Origin of the sequence: Pseudovibrio sp. Alg231-02 (assembly GCF_900143565.1) — a bacterium.
GTDB lineage: Bacteria > Pseudomonadota > Alphaproteobacteria > Rhizobiales > Stappiaceae > Pseudovibrio.
In genome coordinates, this window is sequence record NZ_FREX01000001.1 from 22,485 (window position 1) to 40,156 (window position 17,672).

17 protein-coding genes are annotated in these 17,672 nt (G+C 51.6%); 16 read left to right on the plus strand and 1 reads right to left on the minus strand.

The annotated features are described in order from the left end of the window. The first annotated feature begins 197 nt into the window (after positions 1-197). From DHN43_RS00075 to DHN43_RS00100, 6 genes are read left to right on the plus strand one after another with little or no spacing between them, the layout of a single operon-like run. A complete protein-coding gene (locus DHN43_RS00075) occupies positions 198-923 on the plus strand; it encodes a nucleotide-binding protein (protein WP_108817325.1) in 726 nt (241 codons plus the stop codon). 18 nt (positions 924-941) lie between these two features. Beyond that, positions 942-1,466 (plus strand): hypothetical protein, encoded by a 525-nt coding sequence (locus tag DHN43_RS00080; protein ID WP_108817326.1) that lies wholly within the window; start codon positions 942-944, stop codon positions 1,464-1,466. A gap of 7 nt (positions 1,467-1,473) precedes the next feature. Further along, positions 1,474-1,791 (plus strand): TrbC/VirB2 family protein, encoded by a 318-nt coding sequence (locus DHN43_RS00085; protein WP_063289860.1) that lies wholly within the window; start codon positions 1,474-1,476, stop codon positions 1,789-1,791. A gap of 6 nt (positions 1,792-1,797) precedes the next feature. Further along, positions 1,798-2,121: a hypothetical protein gene (locus DHN43_RS00090; protein WP_063289859.1), complete on the plus strand. Its 324-nt coding sequence runs from the start codon at positions 1,798-1,800 to the stop codon at positions 2,119-2,121. Continuing rightward, positions 2,118-4,475, plus strand: a complete 2,358-nt coding sequence (locus DHN43_RS00095) for a VirB4 family type IV secretion system protein (protein WP_108817327.1) — start codon at positions 2,118-2,120, stop codon at positions 4,473-4,475. Before DHN43_RS00090 ends, DHN43_RS00095 begins: the two co-directional genes overlap by 4 nt. After that, positions 4,457-5,236, plus strand: a complete 780-nt coding sequence (locus tag DHN43_RS00100) for a hypothetical protein (RefSeq protein ID WP_063305876.1) — start codon at positions 4,457-4,459, stop codon at positions 5,234-5,236. The genes DHN43_RS00095 and DHN43_RS00100 overlap by 19 nt, the downstream gene beginning before the upstream one ends. Positions 5,237-5,259: 23 nt before the next feature. Here the strand turns inward: DHN43_RS00100 and DHN43_RS00105 are convergent, their stop codons facing one another. Next, complete coding sequence (locus DHN43_RS00105; RefSeq protein ID WP_159096765.1) at positions 5,260-5,970, minus strand: hypothetical protein; 711 nt, start codon at positions 5,968-5,970, stop codon at positions 5,260-5,262. Here DHN43_RS00105 and DHN43_RS00110 point away from each other — a divergent pair. The 10 genes from DHN43_RS00110 (at position 5,969) to DHN43_RS00150 (ending at position 17,671) form a co-directional block, all read left to right on the plus strand. Next, positions 5,969-6,937, plus strand: a complete 969-nt coding sequence (locus tag DHN43_RS00110) for a type IV secretion system protein (RefSeq protein WP_159096766.1) — start codon at positions 5,969-5,971, stop codon at positions 6,935-6,937. The genes DHN43_RS00105 and DHN43_RS00110 overlap by 2 nt on opposite strands. A gap of 5 nt (positions 6,938-6,942) precedes the next feature. Beyond that, entirely contained in the window at positions 6,943-7,119 is a 177-nt protein-coding gene (locus tag DHN43_RS26995; RefSeq protein ID WP_159096767.1) for a hypothetical protein, read from the plus strand. Next, a complete protein-coding gene (locus DHN43_RS00115) occupies positions 7,103-7,879 on the plus strand; it encodes a VirB8/TrbF family protein (protein ID WP_108817330.1) in 777 nt (258 codons plus the stop codon). Before DHN43_RS26995 ends, DHN43_RS00115 begins: the two co-directional genes overlap by 17 nt. Further along, positions 7,876-8,859, plus strand: a complete 984-nt coding sequence (locus DHN43_RS00120) for a TrbG/VirB9 family P-type conjugative transfer protein (RefSeq protein ID WP_108817331.1) — start codon at positions 7,876-7,878, stop codon at positions 8,857-8,859. The genes DHN43_RS00115 and DHN43_RS00120 overlap by 4 nt, the downstream gene beginning before the upstream one ends. 1 nt (position 8,860) lies before the next feature. Next, positions 8,861-10,000, plus strand: coding sequence for a TrbI/VirB10 family protein (locus tag DHN43_RS00125; RefSeq protein WP_108817332.1), 1,140 nt, complete (start codon positions 8,861-8,863; stop codon positions 9,998-10,000). A 17-nt stretch (positions 10,001-10,017) separates the two neighbouring features. Further along, a complete protein-coding gene (locus DHN43_RS00130) occupies positions 10,018-12,801 on the plus strand; it encodes a hypothetical protein (protein ID WP_159096768.1) in 2,784 nt (927 codons plus the stop codon). Positions 12,802-12,951: 150 nt separating this feature from the next. Then, complete coding sequence (locus DHN43_RS00135; protein WP_108817334.1) at positions 12,952-13,890, plus strand: ATPase, T2SS/T4P/T4SS family; 939 nt, start codon at positions 12,952-12,954, stop codon at positions 13,888-13,890. Next, positions 13,890-15,947 carry a type IV secretory system conjugative DNA transfer family protein gene (locus tag DHN43_RS00140; RefSeq protein WP_108817335.1) on the plus strand — a complete coding sequence of 686 codons (2,058 nt, stop codon included), beginning with the start codon at positions 13,890-13,892 and terminating at the stop codon, positions 15,945-15,947. The genes DHN43_RS00135 and DHN43_RS00140 overlap by 1 nt, the downstream gene beginning before the upstream one ends. A 51-nt stretch (positions 15,948-15,998) precedes the next feature. After that, a complete protein-coding gene (locus tag DHN43_RS00145; RefSeq protein WP_108817336.1) occupies positions 15,999-17,312 on the plus strand; it encodes a DUF5710 domain-containing protein in 1,314 nt (437 codons plus the stop codon). Continuing rightward, entirely contained in the window at positions 17,309-17,671 is a 363-nt protein-coding gene (locus DHN43_RS00150; protein WP_108817337.1) for a hypothetical protein, read from the plus strand. Before DHN43_RS00145 ends, DHN43_RS00150 begins: the two co-directional genes overlap by 4 nt. The last annotated feature ends 1 nt before the right edge of the window (position 17,672 follow it).

Genomic DNA, 17,672 nt, shown 5'->3' on the forward strand with positions numbered 1-17,672 from the left:
TTTATAATTGTGCGGCTAAGGCTCTGAACCCTATGCCTAAATCGTCTTCAGGAGGTGCCATTGTGCCCCCACCCCAAGCAGAGCAGGAGCGGGCGTCTCCAACAAAAGGCCCGCTCCTGACATCGCAACCTGAAGGCAATGGCCGGTTCCAAATGGCCGACGAAATTCCCAACTACGACTAGCTGAATTGAGTAATCATGAAGTACGTAAATATAGTCCTGCAAGGAAAAGGCGGAGCCGGTAAGAGTTTCGTATCGCTTTGTCTTTCAGAGTTCTTAAGACACAAAGAAAGAAAACTGATTGCAATTGATACGGACCCAGTAAATCCCACATTGCATTCTTACAAAGCCCTCAATTGTAACCTTATCCGCATGATGGATAACGGAGAGATCGATCATCGCAGCTTTGATCAGATCGTTGAAGGCATTTTGGAAGCTGAGGACGAAACGCACTTCGTCATCGACACCGGTGCAACCACCTTCTTACCGATGCTCAAGTATCTGGATGAAAACGGTGTACTGGATCTGCTGCACGAGAGCGAATGTGAAGTTGCCATTCACACGGTCGTCAGTGGGGGAGGGGCGATTGATGCAACAATCTCCTGTGTCGAGAAGATCTTCAAGGTGTTCCCCAAGCAGAAGATTATCATCTGGAAGAATGAGTATTCGGGACTAGCGGCAAAGAATGACAAACCCTTCGAAGAGATGAAGATCTTCAAGGACAACGTTGAACGCATTTACGCGGTGCCAACGCTCAAGCAACGCACTGGAAGTTCTTTCAATCACGATATTCAGCAAATGATTGAAAAACGGAAGACCTTCAGTGAGGCGGTCAATGACGACATCTTTGGGCTTATGTCCCGCCAGCGCCTCAAGATGGTTCGAAACGATGTGTTTTCCCAGCTTGAAGCAATGAATTTGTAAGCCTGAAGTGAGGATGTGATGACCACTGAAGCTTCAGCTGCAAATGATGACAGCCAGCCAAATTTCGATTTCATGGATGAGAGTGAGCCAGATGCTAAAGATCTGCAGATCTCAACCCTTGAAGACGTTCAGGCACTCATCGCCAAGAAGCATAACGGGCGCAGCGTGGGCTCTGACGATCCGATCTGGTTACTCCATACAATGTTTGGGGTGCTTGTTGAGGATCTGCTGAACCTGCTTGAGGACACCAACTCACAGCAAGGCAAAGAGCGTGAAAAGCTCAAAGCGTTGCTGCCTGAGGTGGCAAAGACGCTTTCAGAAAGCTTGCAGAGTGAGCTTTCCGGTCTGAGCTCAACTCTCGGGCAATTGCGTCAGGACGCAGAAGCCAGCTCCGTTGAAAATTTGCTGAAGCAGCAAGCTCAGTTCTCCTCAGAACTTGGAACCCTCACATCCAAAGTCAGAGGCCTCAAGTGGCCTTTTGTTCTCCTAACCGCTCTCAACTGGTTCGCCGTTGGGGCTTTCTATCTCATCATGATCAAATAGGTTTGTCATGCTTTCATCTCGAAATTCCAAGACGCTCCTCACCCGTGAGGTCAAACTGTTTCTCTTCGCTGTTCTGCTCTTGAACCCTGCTTCTGCCTTCGCTGCTGCAGATTGGGCTGCACCTGCTGTTGACGTATTCGAAAGCCTTGAAAGCGGCATGGTCAAGATCGGCACTGTCACCGTTGGTATTGGTCTTGTTGGTTATGGCGTTTGGTCGGCAATTATGGGTGAGATGCGCTGGCAGAAGATGTTGCATTACGTTCTTGGAGCTATTTTGATCGTCGCTGCTCCGACGGCCATTCGCACCCTTGTAAATCTAGGATAAGAGCGGATGCGAGTGCAGAACGGCGTTTACCGGCATCTTCAATCTCCCCCGACAATCTTTGGCATGCCGCCAATGTTCGCAGCGCTTGCGCTCGGCGGAGTGTTCTTCGTCGGGATCATCTTGACCACGGTGATTGATGCTCCGCTGGTGATGCTGCTCTGCATTTTCTCCATTCCTGCTGCACTGGCGTACACGATTACGCTTCGGCGTAAGGACGCTCATTGTGAGGCAACGCTTTTGCTGCCTCACACCTTCTTCAAAGGCAAGAAAGAGCGCCGCCTAGTAGCTGGCGGCTCTACGGCTAAGGCTAAAAAAGGCAAGGGTAAATGAGCATCATTCTTTCAACTGTAGCAACATTGGGCGTTGCTGGTGGCGCAGCCATGTACGCCAACAAACTGCTGCGGGCCAATGATGGCGGTGAGTTTGAGCAAGACTGGCTCGCAGATGAGCTGGACTTTGATCATCTGCTGGAAGATCGTTCAACCGTAGTCATGAAAGATGGCACGCTGTTTCGCGTGTTTCGGATGCGCGGCATGTCTTACGATACCATGAACTTTGCCGAGTTGTCTTCGCTTGCCAATCAGCGCACAAACATTTTGCATCAGGTCGGTGCAACCGGATCAGCGTTCCGGTTTGTGGCCGTCAAGCGCCTTAAAGATATCTCGTTTGACGCTGACTGGCCCTCACCGGCCTTGCGCGAAATTGGTGACGCGGAAAAAGAACTTTATAAACGGGCCTACTCCATGCACTGGTTTGTGGTGGTGGAGGCCAAGACTTATGAGAGCCTGAGCAAGAATAGTAAAACGTTGCTCTCTGGTCTTGAGACCTACCAGATTGAGGTGCTTGAAGCGGCAGCAAATCTCACTGACCACTGTGAGTTGACTGCGTTCCTGACCTATCTTGTATGCGGCGAGATGCCGAACAATATTACGCGGGTAAGTCGGTCAATTAACGCAAACCTGCCCGTTTGTGATCTCATTATCAATAAAGACGGGACTGTCTTAACCCAATCTCCTCTCAAACATTTTCATAAGACAATAGGTGTTCATGAATACCCTGACAGCGTGTCAGGAATGATGATTTCCAAAGTGCTCGCATTACCTGCAGAGCTGGAAGTCACTCAGATTTGCAATCCGCTCAACACCGAAAAGACCATTCTTGAATACACGCGCAAGAAGGCCGAGCAGCTCAACAGCTTCCTTACTTCAGCTTCCATGGTTGCTGAACTCAATGAGGCCACTGAAGCGCTGACCAACAACTCCAACGCGATGTTTCAAACTCAGCTGCAGTTCACTGTTCGGGCAAGATCCGAAGAGGAGCTGAATGAGGTTCTGGACCAGATCTCAGCCATCTTGAACACGCGCCGTGTAAAGCATTCTGTTGAAACCGCACCAGCTGCAAACAGCTGGTTCAATCGTATTCCTGGACGAAACAAGTTGGTCAGGAAACTGCGATTGATGGATTACAACATCGCCGCGCTATGGCCGTTCCAATATTCTCCAGAAGGCATGTACTCCTCGCCATTTGGTGATCGCCCGCTTCGTTTGTTCAAGACGCCATCGGGACAAAACTACTCCTTCCAGTTCCATATTGCAGACAAGCCTCAGGCTGCGGGGCACTACCTGATCTTTGCACCCACTGGTACAGGTAAGTCCACGCTGATCATGCACCTTCTTGGCGGGATCGCCAAGTTTGCAGGGGTACGCAATTACGTCTTTGACAGTCTGGAAGGGGCGCGGTTCATGACTGAGGTCATGGGAGGCAAATACCAGTCCTTTGATCAGCTTTCCCTCAATCCTCTTGATGGCGATTTAACCGACAAAGCCACACGCCAGCGGGCTGCTACCATGATCCGGATCATGCTGGGTGAACAGTACGCGCAAGAGATGGATGACCAGATCAATGATGTGCTGGATTTTGCCAGTGTCATGGATCGAGGTGAGCGTACGTTTGACAGTATTTTCAAGACGGCATTCCCACCAGATACGGATATCAAGCGGGCCTTCTCCAGATGGGTTCATGATGAACGGCAAGGAGAGGGGGCTTATAGCCACATCTTCAATGCCCCTCATGACAGTATCCGCTCTTTCCTTGAAACCAGCCATCTCGTTGGCATTGATATGACCGAGCCGCTAAAAGACCCGCTGCTCGGGCCAGCTCTGGTAACTCATGTATCCAGCGCCATCTATGAAGCTGCCAAGGTGAACCAAAAGGGCTTTTCCATCTTCGTTGATGAGGCCGCTAACCTTCTGCGCAACAAAGGGTTCCGTGATCTCGTTGGGCAGATGTTCATGGAATACCGTAAGCTTGGTGGTGTCGTCGGGCTGGCCTTCCAGAACCCAGATGCGCTCGTGGAGTTTGAAGGATCTGCCAAGATCATCAATAACGCTCCGAACCTTCTCTTTATGGCTGGTTGCGGCGGCAGTGATAGTACGCTGGAGCCATTTAACCTGAGTGATGATCAGATCGCATTTATTCGCGGTGAATCACCGTTGATGGGAGGACGTCAGGTTCTTCTGGTCAGGCGGGATCTGGCGACCGGTTACAATGAAAGCACCATCATTGATGTTGACCTATCCGGTCTTGGTGATGCGCTGCGCTTCTACCGCTCTGGTACCGGCCCAATGGCTGAACTTCGGAAAATTCAGGAAGTCTGGGGGGAGCAATGGCTGTCTCACGTTTAATCGCGGTTACTGCTTTAACGCTATCGCTCTGCATTGCCTCTGGAAGTACGCAAGCGGCTCAACCTGTCATTGATGTGAAGGGATTAAAGGCAGCAAAGGACCAGATTAGCGCTCTGAAAGAGCAGATTAAAACGCTTAAAGAGCAGCTTGATGTGGTCAAGGATGTGCGTGCTGGCGTGGATGACACGCTCAAAAGCATTGGCGAGGTCTCCAAGATCTCCATTCCGTCCATCAACTTTTCCAACATCACCAGTCAGATCATGTCAGACAACTCCTGCCTGGTTCCAGACTTTGAAAGCCTGATGCCGGATGTGAGCTTTGATGAGATGGATATCGGCTCGCTTTGCTCTCGTTCCGATGCCTATCAAAACGGTCTGGTTGCCGAACCCAAAGACATGAAGTCCCAGACTTGGGAGCAAAAGAGATCCACAATTGCTGGCGTGCAAAAAGCGCGAGAGAACACGGTTGCGGATGCGTCTTTTAAGGGACTGGCTCAGGCTGATATGGCGCAGGAAAACGCGGTTCAGACCTTGAGTGCAGCACAAGAGTTAAAAGGGGAAGGGGCGAAAGCTCAGACCGTCAACGAGCGCCTGCAGGTGCTCATCGAGGTCAACACTGCGCTCCTGCAAAGTCAGGCACAAACCAATCAGCTGCTTGCCCAGCTCCTCAAGGTTTCTTCTGCTAAATCTATCCTGCAGGGCGTTCCGCTTGAGAGTGAACTCGCCAAGAAAGACATGAAAAAGAAGGGAGGTTCTTCATGACCTCCCTGAGCTTATCGTCATCTTCAGTTGGCTTGCAGGTACTTCAGCGTGCCCTCGGCCTTGCGCCGCTCGTAGGTGGTCTTGAAAAACGGATCAAGATCGGGTCTGCGCCAGTTTGGAATGCGGCAATCTTCGATCCTGAAGTTGTATCTTTTGGTGTTTCGCTCGCAATGGAATGTTTCGAACGCCCGCCAGTGTTCTGCATCAAACGGTACGTCTTGCTCGAAAGAAGTATTCCAAGACAAGCGCATCAACTCCAGATCGCGATACTTAGCAATAGCCTCTTGCTGGTCGCTCGCCAGAAAGACTTTTTTGTCAGATTTAACCCGAAATGCTTCTTCGACCTTTCCTCTTTTGAGGAACGGTACGTTTTTTACAGCAGCCTTCACACCCTGTTTGTAGGCGGCTTCAGCAGACTTCTCCCACGCTTTGTACGCGGCTTCGTACTTCGCGAGTTCATTAGAAAGATCTTCGAAGCTCTTCAGGTTGTTCCATGCCCACTTTGCGTAAGCCGGATCAACAAAGTCCGAGGCATCTGTCCCCCAGATGTGGCGCGTAGGCGGAACGGCAGACCCATCCAAAGCAATGGAACTTTTCAGTTCGTCAAGGCTGACTTCGGCCTGAGCCTGAGACACACCAGCAAGAAAGGTGAATGCAATGAGTAGTGGTTGTGTCAGCTGCCAGGTCATTGAATCGTACGTTAAAAATGGCGGTGACTTTGTAAATGGTTTCATGGATATAGCCTTTGACCCTATGCTGGCAATTTTTGTGAGCCTAGCATGTTTATGGGCGGTATTCCAAGGGTTTAAGGTAGTTACAGGTGCCGCAGATATTGGGTGGATTGCCACTCAGTTCGTGTTTTTGTTCTTTGGCTTTGGCGTACTGATGGCCCTGCAATATGGCCTTGCAGGTCAAGTCTATGAAGTCACCTACAATGTCATGTTCGGCATCCCTGCTAGCATCATGGGCGGCGGCAGTGGAAGCAATGCTGTGGTGGAGCTTGTCTCAGGTATAGAGACTGCCTTCATGCGACCAATCAACATGGCAAAGTCCATGATGGATAGTGCTGGGTTCTTCGATAAGGTTGGTTACGTGATCTTCACTGGCCTGATCATGTTGCCCTTTATCCTGATGATGATTGTGTTTGTGACACAGGTTGCCATTGGCCTCTTTCGCATCATGATCACTTGCTTGTTTGCTCCCTACATCATTTCTTTGAGTGCCTTCCCATGGGGACGTGAGCAGATCATGAACGGTGTAAGAACTTTGCTAGGGGCAATCATAACCCTTGTAGCTGTCACGCTGGTGTTCTCGCTCATCGTTAAAGGCGTTGAAAGTCTCGTACCGTCCGGTGACGGCATTGGCACTGATCTGGGTAACGCAGACACGTGGTCAGCTTACATTGTTGTAATCCTCACTGCCTGGTCTGGCGTGGCGCTCATTCAGGAAGCCGTCAGCCTTGCGGGAACCATTGCTCAAGCCTCTCTCAATGCAGCGACATCAGGCGCCATGATGTCCGGTATTGGCGGTATGGCCAGCAGCTACATGAAAGGCGGTGGCGCGGCCTTTAAGGCAGGCAAAGCCGCGATTGGCGTCACTAATGATGCTCTGGGCGATGCAGCTCACAGCATGAGCAAACAATACAGCTCAGGCAACGCTCCCAAAAGTCAAGCAACCGATGCACTCAAGTCAGAGAAGTAATTTCCATGCGTAATAGATTCATTCCATTCCTTTCGATTGTCTTGCTGTTGGCTGGTTGTCAGACCACCGAGATGCCGTATGAACCGGTAAATACCGACGAAATGCGGCCCTCTCCCTGCGCCTGTGTAGAGCTTGAATATCAACCTCAAACCTTCGAGTGGGTCGATGCTGCACAAGCTTAAATTTGGCAAGAAAAACAAAGCGGAGCCGGAGGTCCCAGTTGAGGGCACGGCACTGGTTGAGGTCAATGCACCCGAACTGAGTATTGAGGGTGAGCGGCCTGGGGCACATGAAGCCGTTCTGGACGCAGACCCCTTTGCTTACAAAACTGCCCATCGTCGCATGGTGAGATTGTTCAAGGTCTCAGTATTCCTCAATGTAGTCACTGGCTTGGGGTTAGCTACGGCATTGCAAGTTCTAGCAGTAGCAATCCCTTTGAAGACAACAGAAGTGGCGCTCTTGCGTGTAGATCCAGCTGACGAGCGGATCTACCGCGTTGAGCCGATCTCGGTTGAAGTCGATGGCTTTGAGCTGATGCTTGAGAAAATGGCTCGCCGCTATGTGGCGCAGATCCTTGCCGTTGATGGCATCTCTCAAGGGTCGCGCTTCAAAGAAGTCGCAACCTACTCTGATCAGGACTTCTACCGGCAGTTTTTGAAAGAAAATGAAGGCCGCATCGATGAGGCCATTGAAGATGGTTTGAACCGTTCCATCACTGTTGAGACGGCAAACCAGGTCGATGCCTATAACGGTGTTTATCAGTACTCCGTTGACTTCATCCAGACCGACAAGATCGGCAGGCAGCCCCCAGAGCAAAGCAAGCTTCGGGCTTATCTGGAAATGACCACACGCCCTCAAGAAGTGACAACCGTTGAGCGCTTCGAAAATCCTCTTGGTATCCGCATTTTGAAATTGGCTGTTCAGGAAAGGCCAACCACATGACCTCTCGTACTTCTCTTTTTCTTGTCACATTGCTTGTTTCAAACGCTGCTTTTGCGCAGACTTCATTGGACCGTGGACCCCAAACGCCGTCACAGCGCGTTGCTCAAGGGCAGCAGGTGGCCTCTAGCGTGACGGCCAGCGTACCGCAAGACGCGCTCGATCAGGCTGCAGCACAGCGCCGTGGTCAGTTCGGACCGATGAGCCGTACGACCGTTCCATTGGGCCAGATCCAGAAGGCATGGGACAAGGCCGGTAAGGGCAGCGGTGTTCATACTCAGGTTGATTGCGGTGCCTGTGTTTACCGCGTGCGCCTTCGTGAGTTCATGCTCTCTGTCATCCAGCTACCTGAAGACGTGAAGATCAAGAACGCTGATGTTGCGGATGCAAGCTTGTTCGATACGAAGGTGCGCACCGATAACACACTGGTGGTTAAGCCGCTGGCAGCAGGCGTTGATAGCTCCCTGCAGGTCTATGCGGAAGATGGCAGGGTCTACAGCTTCTATCTTCGTGCTGAGACGGTGAACTCAAAACATGTTCCCGATCTCCTCTTCAAGATCGAGGAGCCTCGTGTTGCGCAGTCCTCCTTTATCGAAGTTGCTGCAGGTGGACCACCAGCGCCGCTGATGAACATGCCATATACGCCCAAGTCAGGTGATGCTCAAAAGGTTGCCGGTGACTATGTGAAGAAGGCCAACATCGACCCGTCCAAACTGCGCGGATGGGGAGAGTACAAGCTTTGGGGATCTGACAACTCACTGAAGCCTGAAATGGTGCTGCGCGATGATCACTTCACTTACATTTTCTATGGTGACAAGTGGAAGGATATTGAACTGCCGACCGCTTATGTGGTGGTTGATGGGATTGATGAACTGGTCAACACCCGAGTATCCGGATCAACCTATATCGTTGAAAACACGAATAAACTGATCACCCTGAAGTCGGGTCAGTCCTACATGTGCATCGAATTCAAGGGTAACTAACATGAGTGTATGTGAGTTATTCCTTGCGGTTGGTCTGAGCTTTGGCGGGGCGTGTGAGCCTGAGCCGGTGATCGCTCGTGGTTTGCCGCCTAGTGATGAAGGGGTGTTTGAGTATAAGCGGCCACCGGCTCCCAAGCCGGTGATACCGCCAGCACCGCCGCCGCCACGCATCATCATGGCTCCTCCCATCGTGGTTGAAAAGGAAGTCAGCAAGGACGCGCCGCCCAGAACGATCATCAAGAAAGAGTACATCACTGTTGAGAAGATTGTTGAGCCCAAAAAACCCATCGAGCCCAGCCCGTTTGAGCTGGAACTGCAGGCTGCAAGAGCTGCTCGTTTTGGGACGCAAGGCTACATCAATTCTGAGGGTGTGCTCGCAAATGGCCTTGAGGGCAATGTTCCAGGTCTTGATTCAGGACTGACCCAGAGCGCAGCACTTAGCGTGCCATCTGCAGCCGGAGGTATAGCCGGTTCCCTAAGTGTGCCCGAAGGGATTGATCCGGAAAACAGCACTTACAAAGCGTCTGGCCGGATCTCCACCAGTGCGGTTGATAACAGCCGCATTGTCACTGCCGACCGCTACATCACCGGCATCATGGAAACCGGCATTAACAGCCAGCTAGCTGATGAGGGCTCCATCGTCATTCAAGTAAGCAGGGATGTTTACGGCTATCACGGGGCCAATCTTCTGGTTCCAAAAGGAAGCCGCATGATCTGCCGCTATGAGAGCGCGAAGAAGGTTGGACAGACCCGTATCGGCTTCCAATGTGAGCGTGTTCTCATGGCTGAAAGCCGCGCTGAAATCTACCAGCTCAAAGCCAAGGTTGGTGATGCACAAGGCTACGGCGGCATGTCCGGCCACGTCGATAATCGCTGGTGGGAGAAGTACGGCACTGCTGTGACCACCGTTGCCATTGGCGCAGGTGTTGAATCAGCCGTCACCATGGCCTCTGCCTATGGTTTGGAAGGCTCCGACACAATCGCTTCAGCCCTGACAGGCATCTCGGAGAACGTTGGCGAGTTGTCGGCAAAGTTTATGGAAGACACGGTCAATTTGAGGCCGGTCATCCGTATTTCCCAAGGCACCAGAGTTCAGATCAGACCTGAATATGACTGGTACTTGGCTCCACCTACCCAATAGTAATGAGGGTTATTTTGATGCGGAATATTTTAAGGCTTAGTTTGGTTGGGACCTTGTTGCTGACAAGTTCAGTAGCAGGCTTCTCCCAAACAGCTTCACCACCGTCTGCCGCAACGCAGGCCGTGCAAGCAGGCAAGCAAGGAACGAGTGCAGCAGAGGCCACCGCTGCACTTCGTGAGAAGCTGTTTGCTGTTGCCGTGAAGCAGACAACACCGATTTTTGAAGGCAAAGCAGTTGAGCTTGCCTTGCAGATCAAAAAGGCTCCTCAGTTCACCGCAGGGGTCAACAAAGACGAAGTGTCAGTATCAGGTGTGAGCGCAGAAGGCTTCTCCCAGTATGTCATGCATGATGGGAAGAAGATTGGGCAAGCTGTGCTCACACGCCTGACAAAGGGCGAGCGCTTTGTCGAACTTAATGCAGAAAACTTCTCGTCGCAGTTTGATGTTGAAGAGGATGTGATCAATCCGGAAGAAACGCTTGATGTATCGGGCAACGAGGAAGAGCTGATTGCAGCGCTCACAAAGCTTAACATGCAAGAAGAGCCGAAAGAGGACAAAGAAAAGGAAGACAAGGAAGAAGACGAAAAGTACGAAGATGTAGCACGTAACGAGAATGGTGGTTCTGGGTCAAGCTCAGATTCGTCCGGAGGTGGAGACACACCTGGTCAGAGCGGTTATGAGACGCCGGAGCGCAAGGAAGTTGAAGCCGAGGAAGCTCCTGAAGAAGATCCGGAAGAGGTGCGCCTCACCTTTGATGGCTGTTCTCCCGTCATCGACCGAAACCAAGGACAAGTACGTGTTCAGTCCAAGACACAAACCTTGAAAAAGGGTGTTGTGATTGAAGAAAGTGCATGTTCTGACAGTGGTACAAACTTCACGATCCAAAAGAGCGCTGCAACGTGTGATGACAAGATCGATGTAAATGCTCGCATCGCAAAGCCGCAGTACCTCGAATATTACATCAACAGCAAGCAGGAGCGTATTCAGCTTTCTGACTGTCAGCCTGACCCAGATACAACATTCTCAATTACAGAGGATGATAGCTGCCCAATTGATATCGATTTGGAAGCGGGTATGGCTTACATCGAGACCCAAATGGTCTACACCGATGGCAACAACAACCTGCAGACAGTGCGGACGTGTGAGCGATCAGATTTTTACCAGCCAATCAAGATGGCGCAGGTAACAGATGGATGTAACGTCCGTCATGATTTCGGCAATAAACTTTCAACCGAAATGGCTATGTGGATCTATGAGAAGGATGATCAGTTCTATCAGGCCTCCCCATGTACGGTGACAGAAAACACCTTCCCGCATGAAAAGGTATTTAAGAAGAACGGCGTTGATATTTGTCAGATCATGGTGGATTTGACGGGACGCAGGGCTATTCCTCAGTACCGCACGGAAATTGTTGTAGGTGCTGCTGCGCAATACATCGATCAGTGTACGCCAGATTCAACCGCTTCCATTGAGATCAAGTCCACTACGGAAGGCTGCATCAATCCGGCTGAGTTCAATCACGATATTGCAGCTGGTGTGTCGTATGGCCTGGAGCGGTTCTACTATGAGAATCCGAACAGGGTTTATGTCAGTGCGTGTCAGCAAAGCGGAACTGCATACGTACACAACGTTGAAGTTTCTTCCTGGAAGCACGACGATGAGAAAAAAGTGGCTCAGCCTCTTTCTGACGTGTCTATCAATGTGGCCGGTCAGGTCTATCCGCTGGCATCAAACATGCTGCTGCCTGGAGCACCTGAAGTTGCCTACACCAAGATGGAAACGGAATCCGAGCAGGTTGCATCAGGGCGCTATTTTGAGGGCTGCTATGCCTTTGTCCCGACTAAGCTGACAGATGTGTTTGAGCGTCCGGACAGTACCCGTCTGGAGATCCCATTGGGTGATGGGGACGTCTTTGAGGAAGGCTATCAGTGCAAGCCAACCATTGAAGGGTGTATCAGTCCTGCTGACTTTACGCATGATTTCACAGCTGGCGTGTCTACTGGATTGGAGCGCTTCTACTACACCAACCCAGACAGAGTTTATGTAGGTAATTGTCAGAAGGGCGATACGAACTATACGCACATTGCGCAAACATCAGCCTGGAAGTACGACGACCCTAAACGCAAAGCACGGCCACTGTCAGATGTTTCGATCAAAATTGAAGGTCTGAGCTACACCATTGCAACTAAGAAGCTTCTGCCAAATGCGCAATATGTTGCTTACACAAAAAAGAATATCGAAGAGGTCGAGGACCCATCAGAGCGATACTATGACGGCTGTGATGCCATGGTCCCTGTAAAACGTCAGCAGGTCTATGAGCGCCCAGATGGCAGCAAGCATTCCGTCACGATCAGCAATGGCACTCCAGTAAATGAAGGTGACAAGTGTGAACGCTCAAAAGAGCAGCGGGAGCGCTATATTCGTACGACGTTTGAAGCTAAAGGGTATGGCACTTTGTACTCATATAATCCTTCGGGCAAAGTGCGGAGTATGAGTGTTAACCAGCATGTTGGAGGGTATGGATCAAGCCCTCAATGGAAGTCATTCAGCGACAGGACAGATGGAGAATATCAATCTACGGCTTGTCGTGTTGTGCAACAAAACTGTTCTGGCCGAGTGGTTTGGGGGCGCGTGAAGAATGTCTTTGCCAACGAAGAACGCGATGTTCTTACCTTTCCTGATGGCAAGGTCGAGTACTCTGAATGGAAAGAAGTATCTCGCGATGAACGTCTTCAGTCATGTCAAGCTTCAGAACCAGCCCGATATAGCGAAAGCTATTGTGACAACGGAAGTGACCACTGATCATCTCTGACAAGAGCTCTGAATAGAGCGTAATGAAAATGTCAGCCGACAGGTCTTTCTTGTCGGCTGACTGAGAAACGAAATTTGTAAGCAATAACAACTGCTAAGTTTTAAAGTCCTGACGTTCATATCAGGGCTAACGGGTGAGCCATGTCTGATGCACTGATAATGAAGCTTATGGAACCTTTATCGCAAATCTATAGTGATCCGAACGTCGTTGAGCTGCGCCAAATGCGACCGGAAACGTTCATTTTGGAGCACCGCACAGCTGACCTACAACAGATCGATGCGCCTGGTGTTGGCTTCACGCAGGTCCGCCGGATCTGTCAGGCGCTTGCCAACTACAACGGCCTGAAGTTTTCTGAAAGTTCGCACCCTAAGCTCTCTGTGTCACTGCCTGAACGCCATCGTTTTGAATGCCTGATTGGACCAAGCACGCGGACAGGCCTGTCCATGGCGGTGCGCTGCAAGCATCCCTATGAGATCAAGTTTGAAGATATGGGGCTGCGTCAGGCCATCATCGACTACATTGGCGAGGCCATGTTTAAGCGCTGGAATATCGCGGTATCTGGCTCGACAAACACCGGCAAAACCACCTTCCTGAACAAGCTGCTGGGCCTGTTGCCCGTTCATGAGCGCGTTGTGTCTTGTGAGGACACGCCTGAGCTGGAGGTTGAGCGCTTCTGGAACGGGTCAGCGCTGTTTGCATCGCGAGAGGCTTCTCAAGGGGCTGGACTGCAAACCTGGCCGCAACTGTTTGATCACAAGATGCGCATTTCTCCCGACCGCATCATCTTTTCCGAGATCTCGGTTCAAAATGCCTTCTCTGCTTTGAACGCGCTCAACACCGGCGCAAAGGGCTGGATGTGCACCATTCACGCTGACCGCGCCGAGATGGTGGTCGAGCGGTTTCAGAACAACATCGATATGTCAGGCATGAACCTGACAAAGCCCATCAGCGAGTACTTCGACACGCTGGTCGATGTGATCTTCCATATCACTCGCTTTGACCGCGGTGTGCGCCATGTCACCGACATTTATGAGGTCAAAAACAACCGATACATCCTCAAAGACGGGAAGCTTCTGTGATGCATGTATTCCCTCGCGTTGTCGCCCTTGTCTCCATTCTTGCCTTTGTCGGCGTCACCCTCGCAGGCTGGTATTATACGCTGGAATTTGACCCCACCGACCCTGCGTGGTGGAAATGGCTTTATGCCTTTTACATTGAGACCAATGAACTCCCCAATGAGATCCTGATCCCGTTTGGCGGCGGGTTTGTCGCCATGATCATCATCATGATTGCCGGTCGCATCCTCATGGAACAGGCGGGTAACAAAACGGTCTCTGGGGAGCGCGATTCAGGCTCGCTGCATGGCACGGCCCGTTTTGCTGAAGATGCCGAGATCAAGGGCATGGGCTATCTGCGCGGCAAAGGCGTTGTGGTTGGTGGTCTGGAAGACAAGTTCAAAAACGCTGCCATGCTGCGCCATGACGGGCCTGAACATGTGCTTGCCTTTGCCCCGACCCGGTCCGGTAAGGGTATCAGCGTGGTCATCCCGACCCTGCTGACCTGGATGGGAAGCACCATCATCCTTGATATCAAGGGTGAGAACTACGCGAAGACTTCGGGTTGGAGAGCGGCGCAAGGCCAGAACGTGTTTTATTTTGAGCCGACCGCAACCGAAGGCTCTGCCCGTTACAACCCCTTAGAAGAGATCCGCATCGACACCGATTTCCAGATCGGTGATTGCATGAACGTTGCCAAGATGATCATCGACACTTCCGGCAAGGGCCTTCAAAACTTTTGGGAGCAGGAAGGGTTTTCGTGGCTGTCTACGGCCATTTTGCATGTGCTTTACCGGGTACGCAATGAGGAAAAGCGCAAGGCTAATCTGGCCGATGTGCTCCACTTCCTGTCAGTCGGTGATGATGAAGCTGGTGATGATGAGCAAAAGCTTGATGCGCTTGTTAAAGCCAAAGCGGAGGGCAAGAAAAAGGACGAGGACGGATTTGAAAAGCTGCTGCTCGATATGGCGGGCTATGAGCACGGCAATGAGGGTGCTGACAAGGAAGTCCGGCGCGGGGCATCGCGTATGCGCAAGCGGGCAGCCAATGAACGCTCAGGTGTCTCGTCCACGGCCACGGCTCAACTTGCGATCTTTGCAGATCCGATCATAGCGCGAAACACATCGGCCTGTGATTTTACCATTCATGATCTGATGAACGCGGATCAACCGACCAATGTCTATCTGGTCCTCTCGCCTGCTGAGATTGGGCGCATGAAGGCGCTTATTCGCATCATCCTCAATCAGATGCTCACACGCCTGACGGCCAAAATGTCCCATAATGACGGTGAGACGCTTTACAAGCACCGCATGCTTTTGATGCTGGATGAGTTTCCGCAGCTCGGCAAGCTGGACATCTTTGAAAGCTCGCTTGCCTTCATGGCAGGGTATGGCCTCAAAGCATTCCTGATCACGCAGGATATCACCCAGCTTCAAAGCGCTTATACCCGTGATGAGAGCATCATCTCCAACTGTCATGTGCGCATCGCCTATGCACCCAACAAGATCGAGACGGCTCGTGTTCTGTCTGACATGACCGGCAAGACAACGGTGGTGCAGCGCAAGCGCTCGGTGTCAAAGAATCTGGAACGGGGCGGAGCCAGTCTTTCTGAAAGTGTTTCTGAGACCTCACGGCCTTTGATGACGCCTGATGAGTGCATGCTGCTCCCTGGCCTCAAATATGATGAGGATGGCAGGGTTATTGCCCCAGGCGAGGTACTGGTGTTCACCGCCGGTAAACCCACCATCAAGGGCCAGCAGTACCTTTATTTCTTTGATGAGGTGATGAACGCCCGCTCCAAACTGAAACCTTCTGGCAACGTCAAAGCAGGGGTTCAGATTGAGAGCGACAACAGTGCTCACCCTGCTGAAGGTGCGCCGACTTCGCCTGCGCAAGCTGCAATGCCAGAGCCCTCACCCAAGCCGGATATGGATCAACAGGCCGCGCCAGAGGTGATCCAGGAAGCTTTTGTGGCTGAGACTTGCAAATCCGAGACTGCAACTCAGAGCAATCCTTTTCTTGGCCCCCTCAGCCGAGTTGCTGAAGGCGTGGCATCGCGCAGCAAGGCAGGTGGCTCATGAGCTCAAAAAGTCTCTTTCTTGTCGTCGTTTTAAACCCTGAGGAGATCCAACATGGCACAGAGTGAAACCAAGACCCCTGCCCGCCAGAATGCCCGCACGCCTGCTCGCCAAGCAGATGAGGGAACGTTGAGTGAGGCTGCAAACCAGGACAAGCGCGAGCGCACCTATCTGGCCGTTCCTTATGACGAGCGCGAGGAGGCTAAGAAACTTGGTGCCAGGTTTGACCGCAAAGCCAGGAGCTGGTTTGCGCCGACCGCAAAAGCCGTAAAAGCCACTTTAAAATGGTCCGTAAAAGGCAAGGCGCCTGCAGCTGAGCAAAAGCGCGATCCGCAAGGGGAGTTCAGTGATTGGATCCGGGCACAAGGCATGGATCTGCAGGGCTTGGCGCAGATGGATGGCAAATGGCACCGCATTGCCATTGCTGGCGAGAAGAAGGTCAAAAACGCCTCTTATCGTGGCTTCCTCGATGGCGCTGTTCCTAATGGCATGCTGCATAATTTTAAAGGAAGTCAGGAGAGCTGGACGTTTGACGGGCAACAGCTTTCAAAGGATGAAGTTCAACGGGCTATTGAAGCGGGGAAAAAGGCGTCAAAGGAGAGGGCAGATGAGCGGAAACTGGATCAGGAGAAAGCTGCGAAAACAGCCTATGGGATCTGGGCCAACCTTACCGACTGGGCCAAGCCATCGAATTGCGAGTACTTGAAACGAAAAAACGTTCTTGGCTATGGCGTGAAGCTGGATAAAGACGATCGCATGGTCGTGCCTTTGCGCGATACGGATCTTAAAATCCACTCGCTGCAGTTCGTAGGCGAAGACAAACACTATCTCAAACATGGCCGCAAAGAAGGGCTGTTCCATGCCATTGATCCAGGGCGTTACTTAAACGATGCGGACAAGCTGGGACAGGGAGATACGCTCGTCTTTGCAGAAGGCTATGCGACCGGTGCGTCCGTTCACAAACTCACAAACAAGCCAGTCATCGTGACGTTTGATGGTGACAATCTGGTCAAGGTTACCACAGCGCTGCGCGAGAAATTCCCGGACGTGACCATGCTATTTGCAGCAGATGATGACCATCATTTGCCCCTTCGCGAAAATCCATTGCCCAACAAGGGACTGGAGAAGGCAAGCGAGGCAGCACAGGCCGTTGGCGGGTATGTGGTGGCCCCTCCCCTTACCAGCTCTGAAAAAGCAAAAGGTCTGACGGATTGGAATGATCTGTGTGTGGTGCGCGGACACGACAAAGCAGTCTTCCAATTCCTCACACGCACTCGGGCAGCGTTAAGCCTGGGAAACGCACAGGAGCTTCAGATCGATACCACAAAATCTAAACAGCAAGGCCGTGAGCAGGAGATGAGCTTATGAAAATCGACAAGACGAATTTTAAGTTCGGAAGAGGAAAGAATGAGCGTACGGCAGCGTTCAACCTGTACATGCCCTTGAGCGTTATTGCTGATATCAAAAAGCGGGCCAAAAAGCTGAACTGGAAATACGGGCATTACGTTGCCTACGTTTATGAAAACGTTGCCCATCCGGATCCGGCAAAACTAACCGCCATTGATGAGTTGAAGAAGGTCAATCACGACCAGGCGCGTTTGGGCAACCTTTTGAACGCAGGTCTGGCCGATATTGCGCTCAGGGCCAATCACGGCGAGATGGAAAAGCTCTTGCACGACATTCGCGATACGCAGAGCGCGCTCAAAGCAAAAGTATTGGCGCTCTGAT

What these genes read in the sequence shown, in the direction of transcription:
- DHN43_RS00075 (WP_108817325.1), top strand. Translation starts at nt 198, where the DNA reads ATGAAGTACGTAAATATAGTCCTGCAAGGAAAAGGCGGAGCCGGTAAG.
- DHN43_RS00080 (WP_108817326.1), top strand. Translation starts at nt 942, where the DNA reads ATGACCACTGAAGCTTCAGCTGCAAATGATGACAGCCAGCCAAATTTC.
- DHN43_RS00085 (WP_063289860.1), top strand. Translation starts at nt 1,474, where the DNA reads ATGCTTTCATCTCGAAATTCCAAGACGCTCCTCACCCGTGAGGTCAAA.
- DHN43_RS00090 (WP_063289859.1), top strand. Translation starts at nt 1,798, where the DNA reads ATGCGAGTGCAGAACGGCGTTTACCGGCATCTTCAATCTCCCCCGACA.
- DHN43_RS00095 (WP_108817327.1), top strand. Translation starts at nt 2,118, where the DNA reads ATGAGCATCATTCTTTCAACTGTAGCAACATTGGGCGTTGCTGGTGGC.
- DHN43_RS00100 (WP_063305876.1), top strand. Translation starts at nt 4,457, where the DNA reads ATGGCTGTCTCACGTTTAATCGCGGTTACTGCTTTAACGCTATCGCTC.
- DHN43_RS00110 (WP_159096766.1), top strand. Translation starts at nt 5,969, where the DNA reads ATGGATATAGCCTTTGACCCTATGCTGGCAATTTTTGTGAGCCTAGCA.
- DHN43_RS00105 (WP_159096765.1), bottom strand. Translation starts at nt 5,970, where the DNA reads ATGAAACCATTTACAAAGTCACCGCCATTTTTAACGTACGATTCAATG.
- DHN43_RS26995 (WP_159096767.1), top strand. Translation starts at nt 6,943, where the DNA reads ATGCGTAATAGATTCATTCCATTCCTTTCGATTGTCTTGCTGTTGGCT.
- DHN43_RS00115 (WP_108817330.1), top strand. Translation starts at nt 7,103, where the DNA reads ATGCTGCACAAGCTTAAATTTGGCAAGAAAAACAAAGCGGAGCCGGAG.
- DHN43_RS00120 (WP_108817331.1), top strand. Translation starts at nt 7,876, where the DNA reads ATGACCTCTCGTACTTCTCTTTTTCTTGTCACATTGCTTGTTTCAAAC.
- DHN43_RS00125 (WP_108817332.1), top strand. Translation starts at nt 8,861, where the DNA reads ATGAGTGTATGTGAGTTATTCCTTGCGGTTGGTCTGAGCTTTGGCGGG.
- DHN43_RS00130 (WP_159096768.1), top strand. Translation starts at nt 10,018, where the DNA reads ATGCGGAATATTTTAAGGCTTAGTTTGGTTGGGACCTTGTTGCTGACA.
- DHN43_RS00135 (WP_108817334.1), top strand. Translation starts at nt 12,952, where the DNA reads ATGTCTGATGCACTGATAATGAAGCTTATGGAACCTTTATCGCAAATC.
- DHN43_RS00140 (WP_108817335.1), top strand. Translation starts at nt 13,890, where the DNA reads ATGCATGTATTCCCTCGCGTTGTCGCCCTTGTCTCCATTCTTGCCTTT.
- DHN43_RS00145 (WP_108817336.1), top strand. Translation starts at nt 15,999, where the DNA reads ATGGCACAGAGTGAAACCAAGACCCCTGCCCGCCAGAATGCCCGCACG.
- DHN43_RS00150 (WP_108817337.1), top strand. Translation starts at nt 17,309, where the DNA reads ATGAAAATCGACAAGACGAATTTTAAGTTCGGAAGAGGAAAGAATGAG.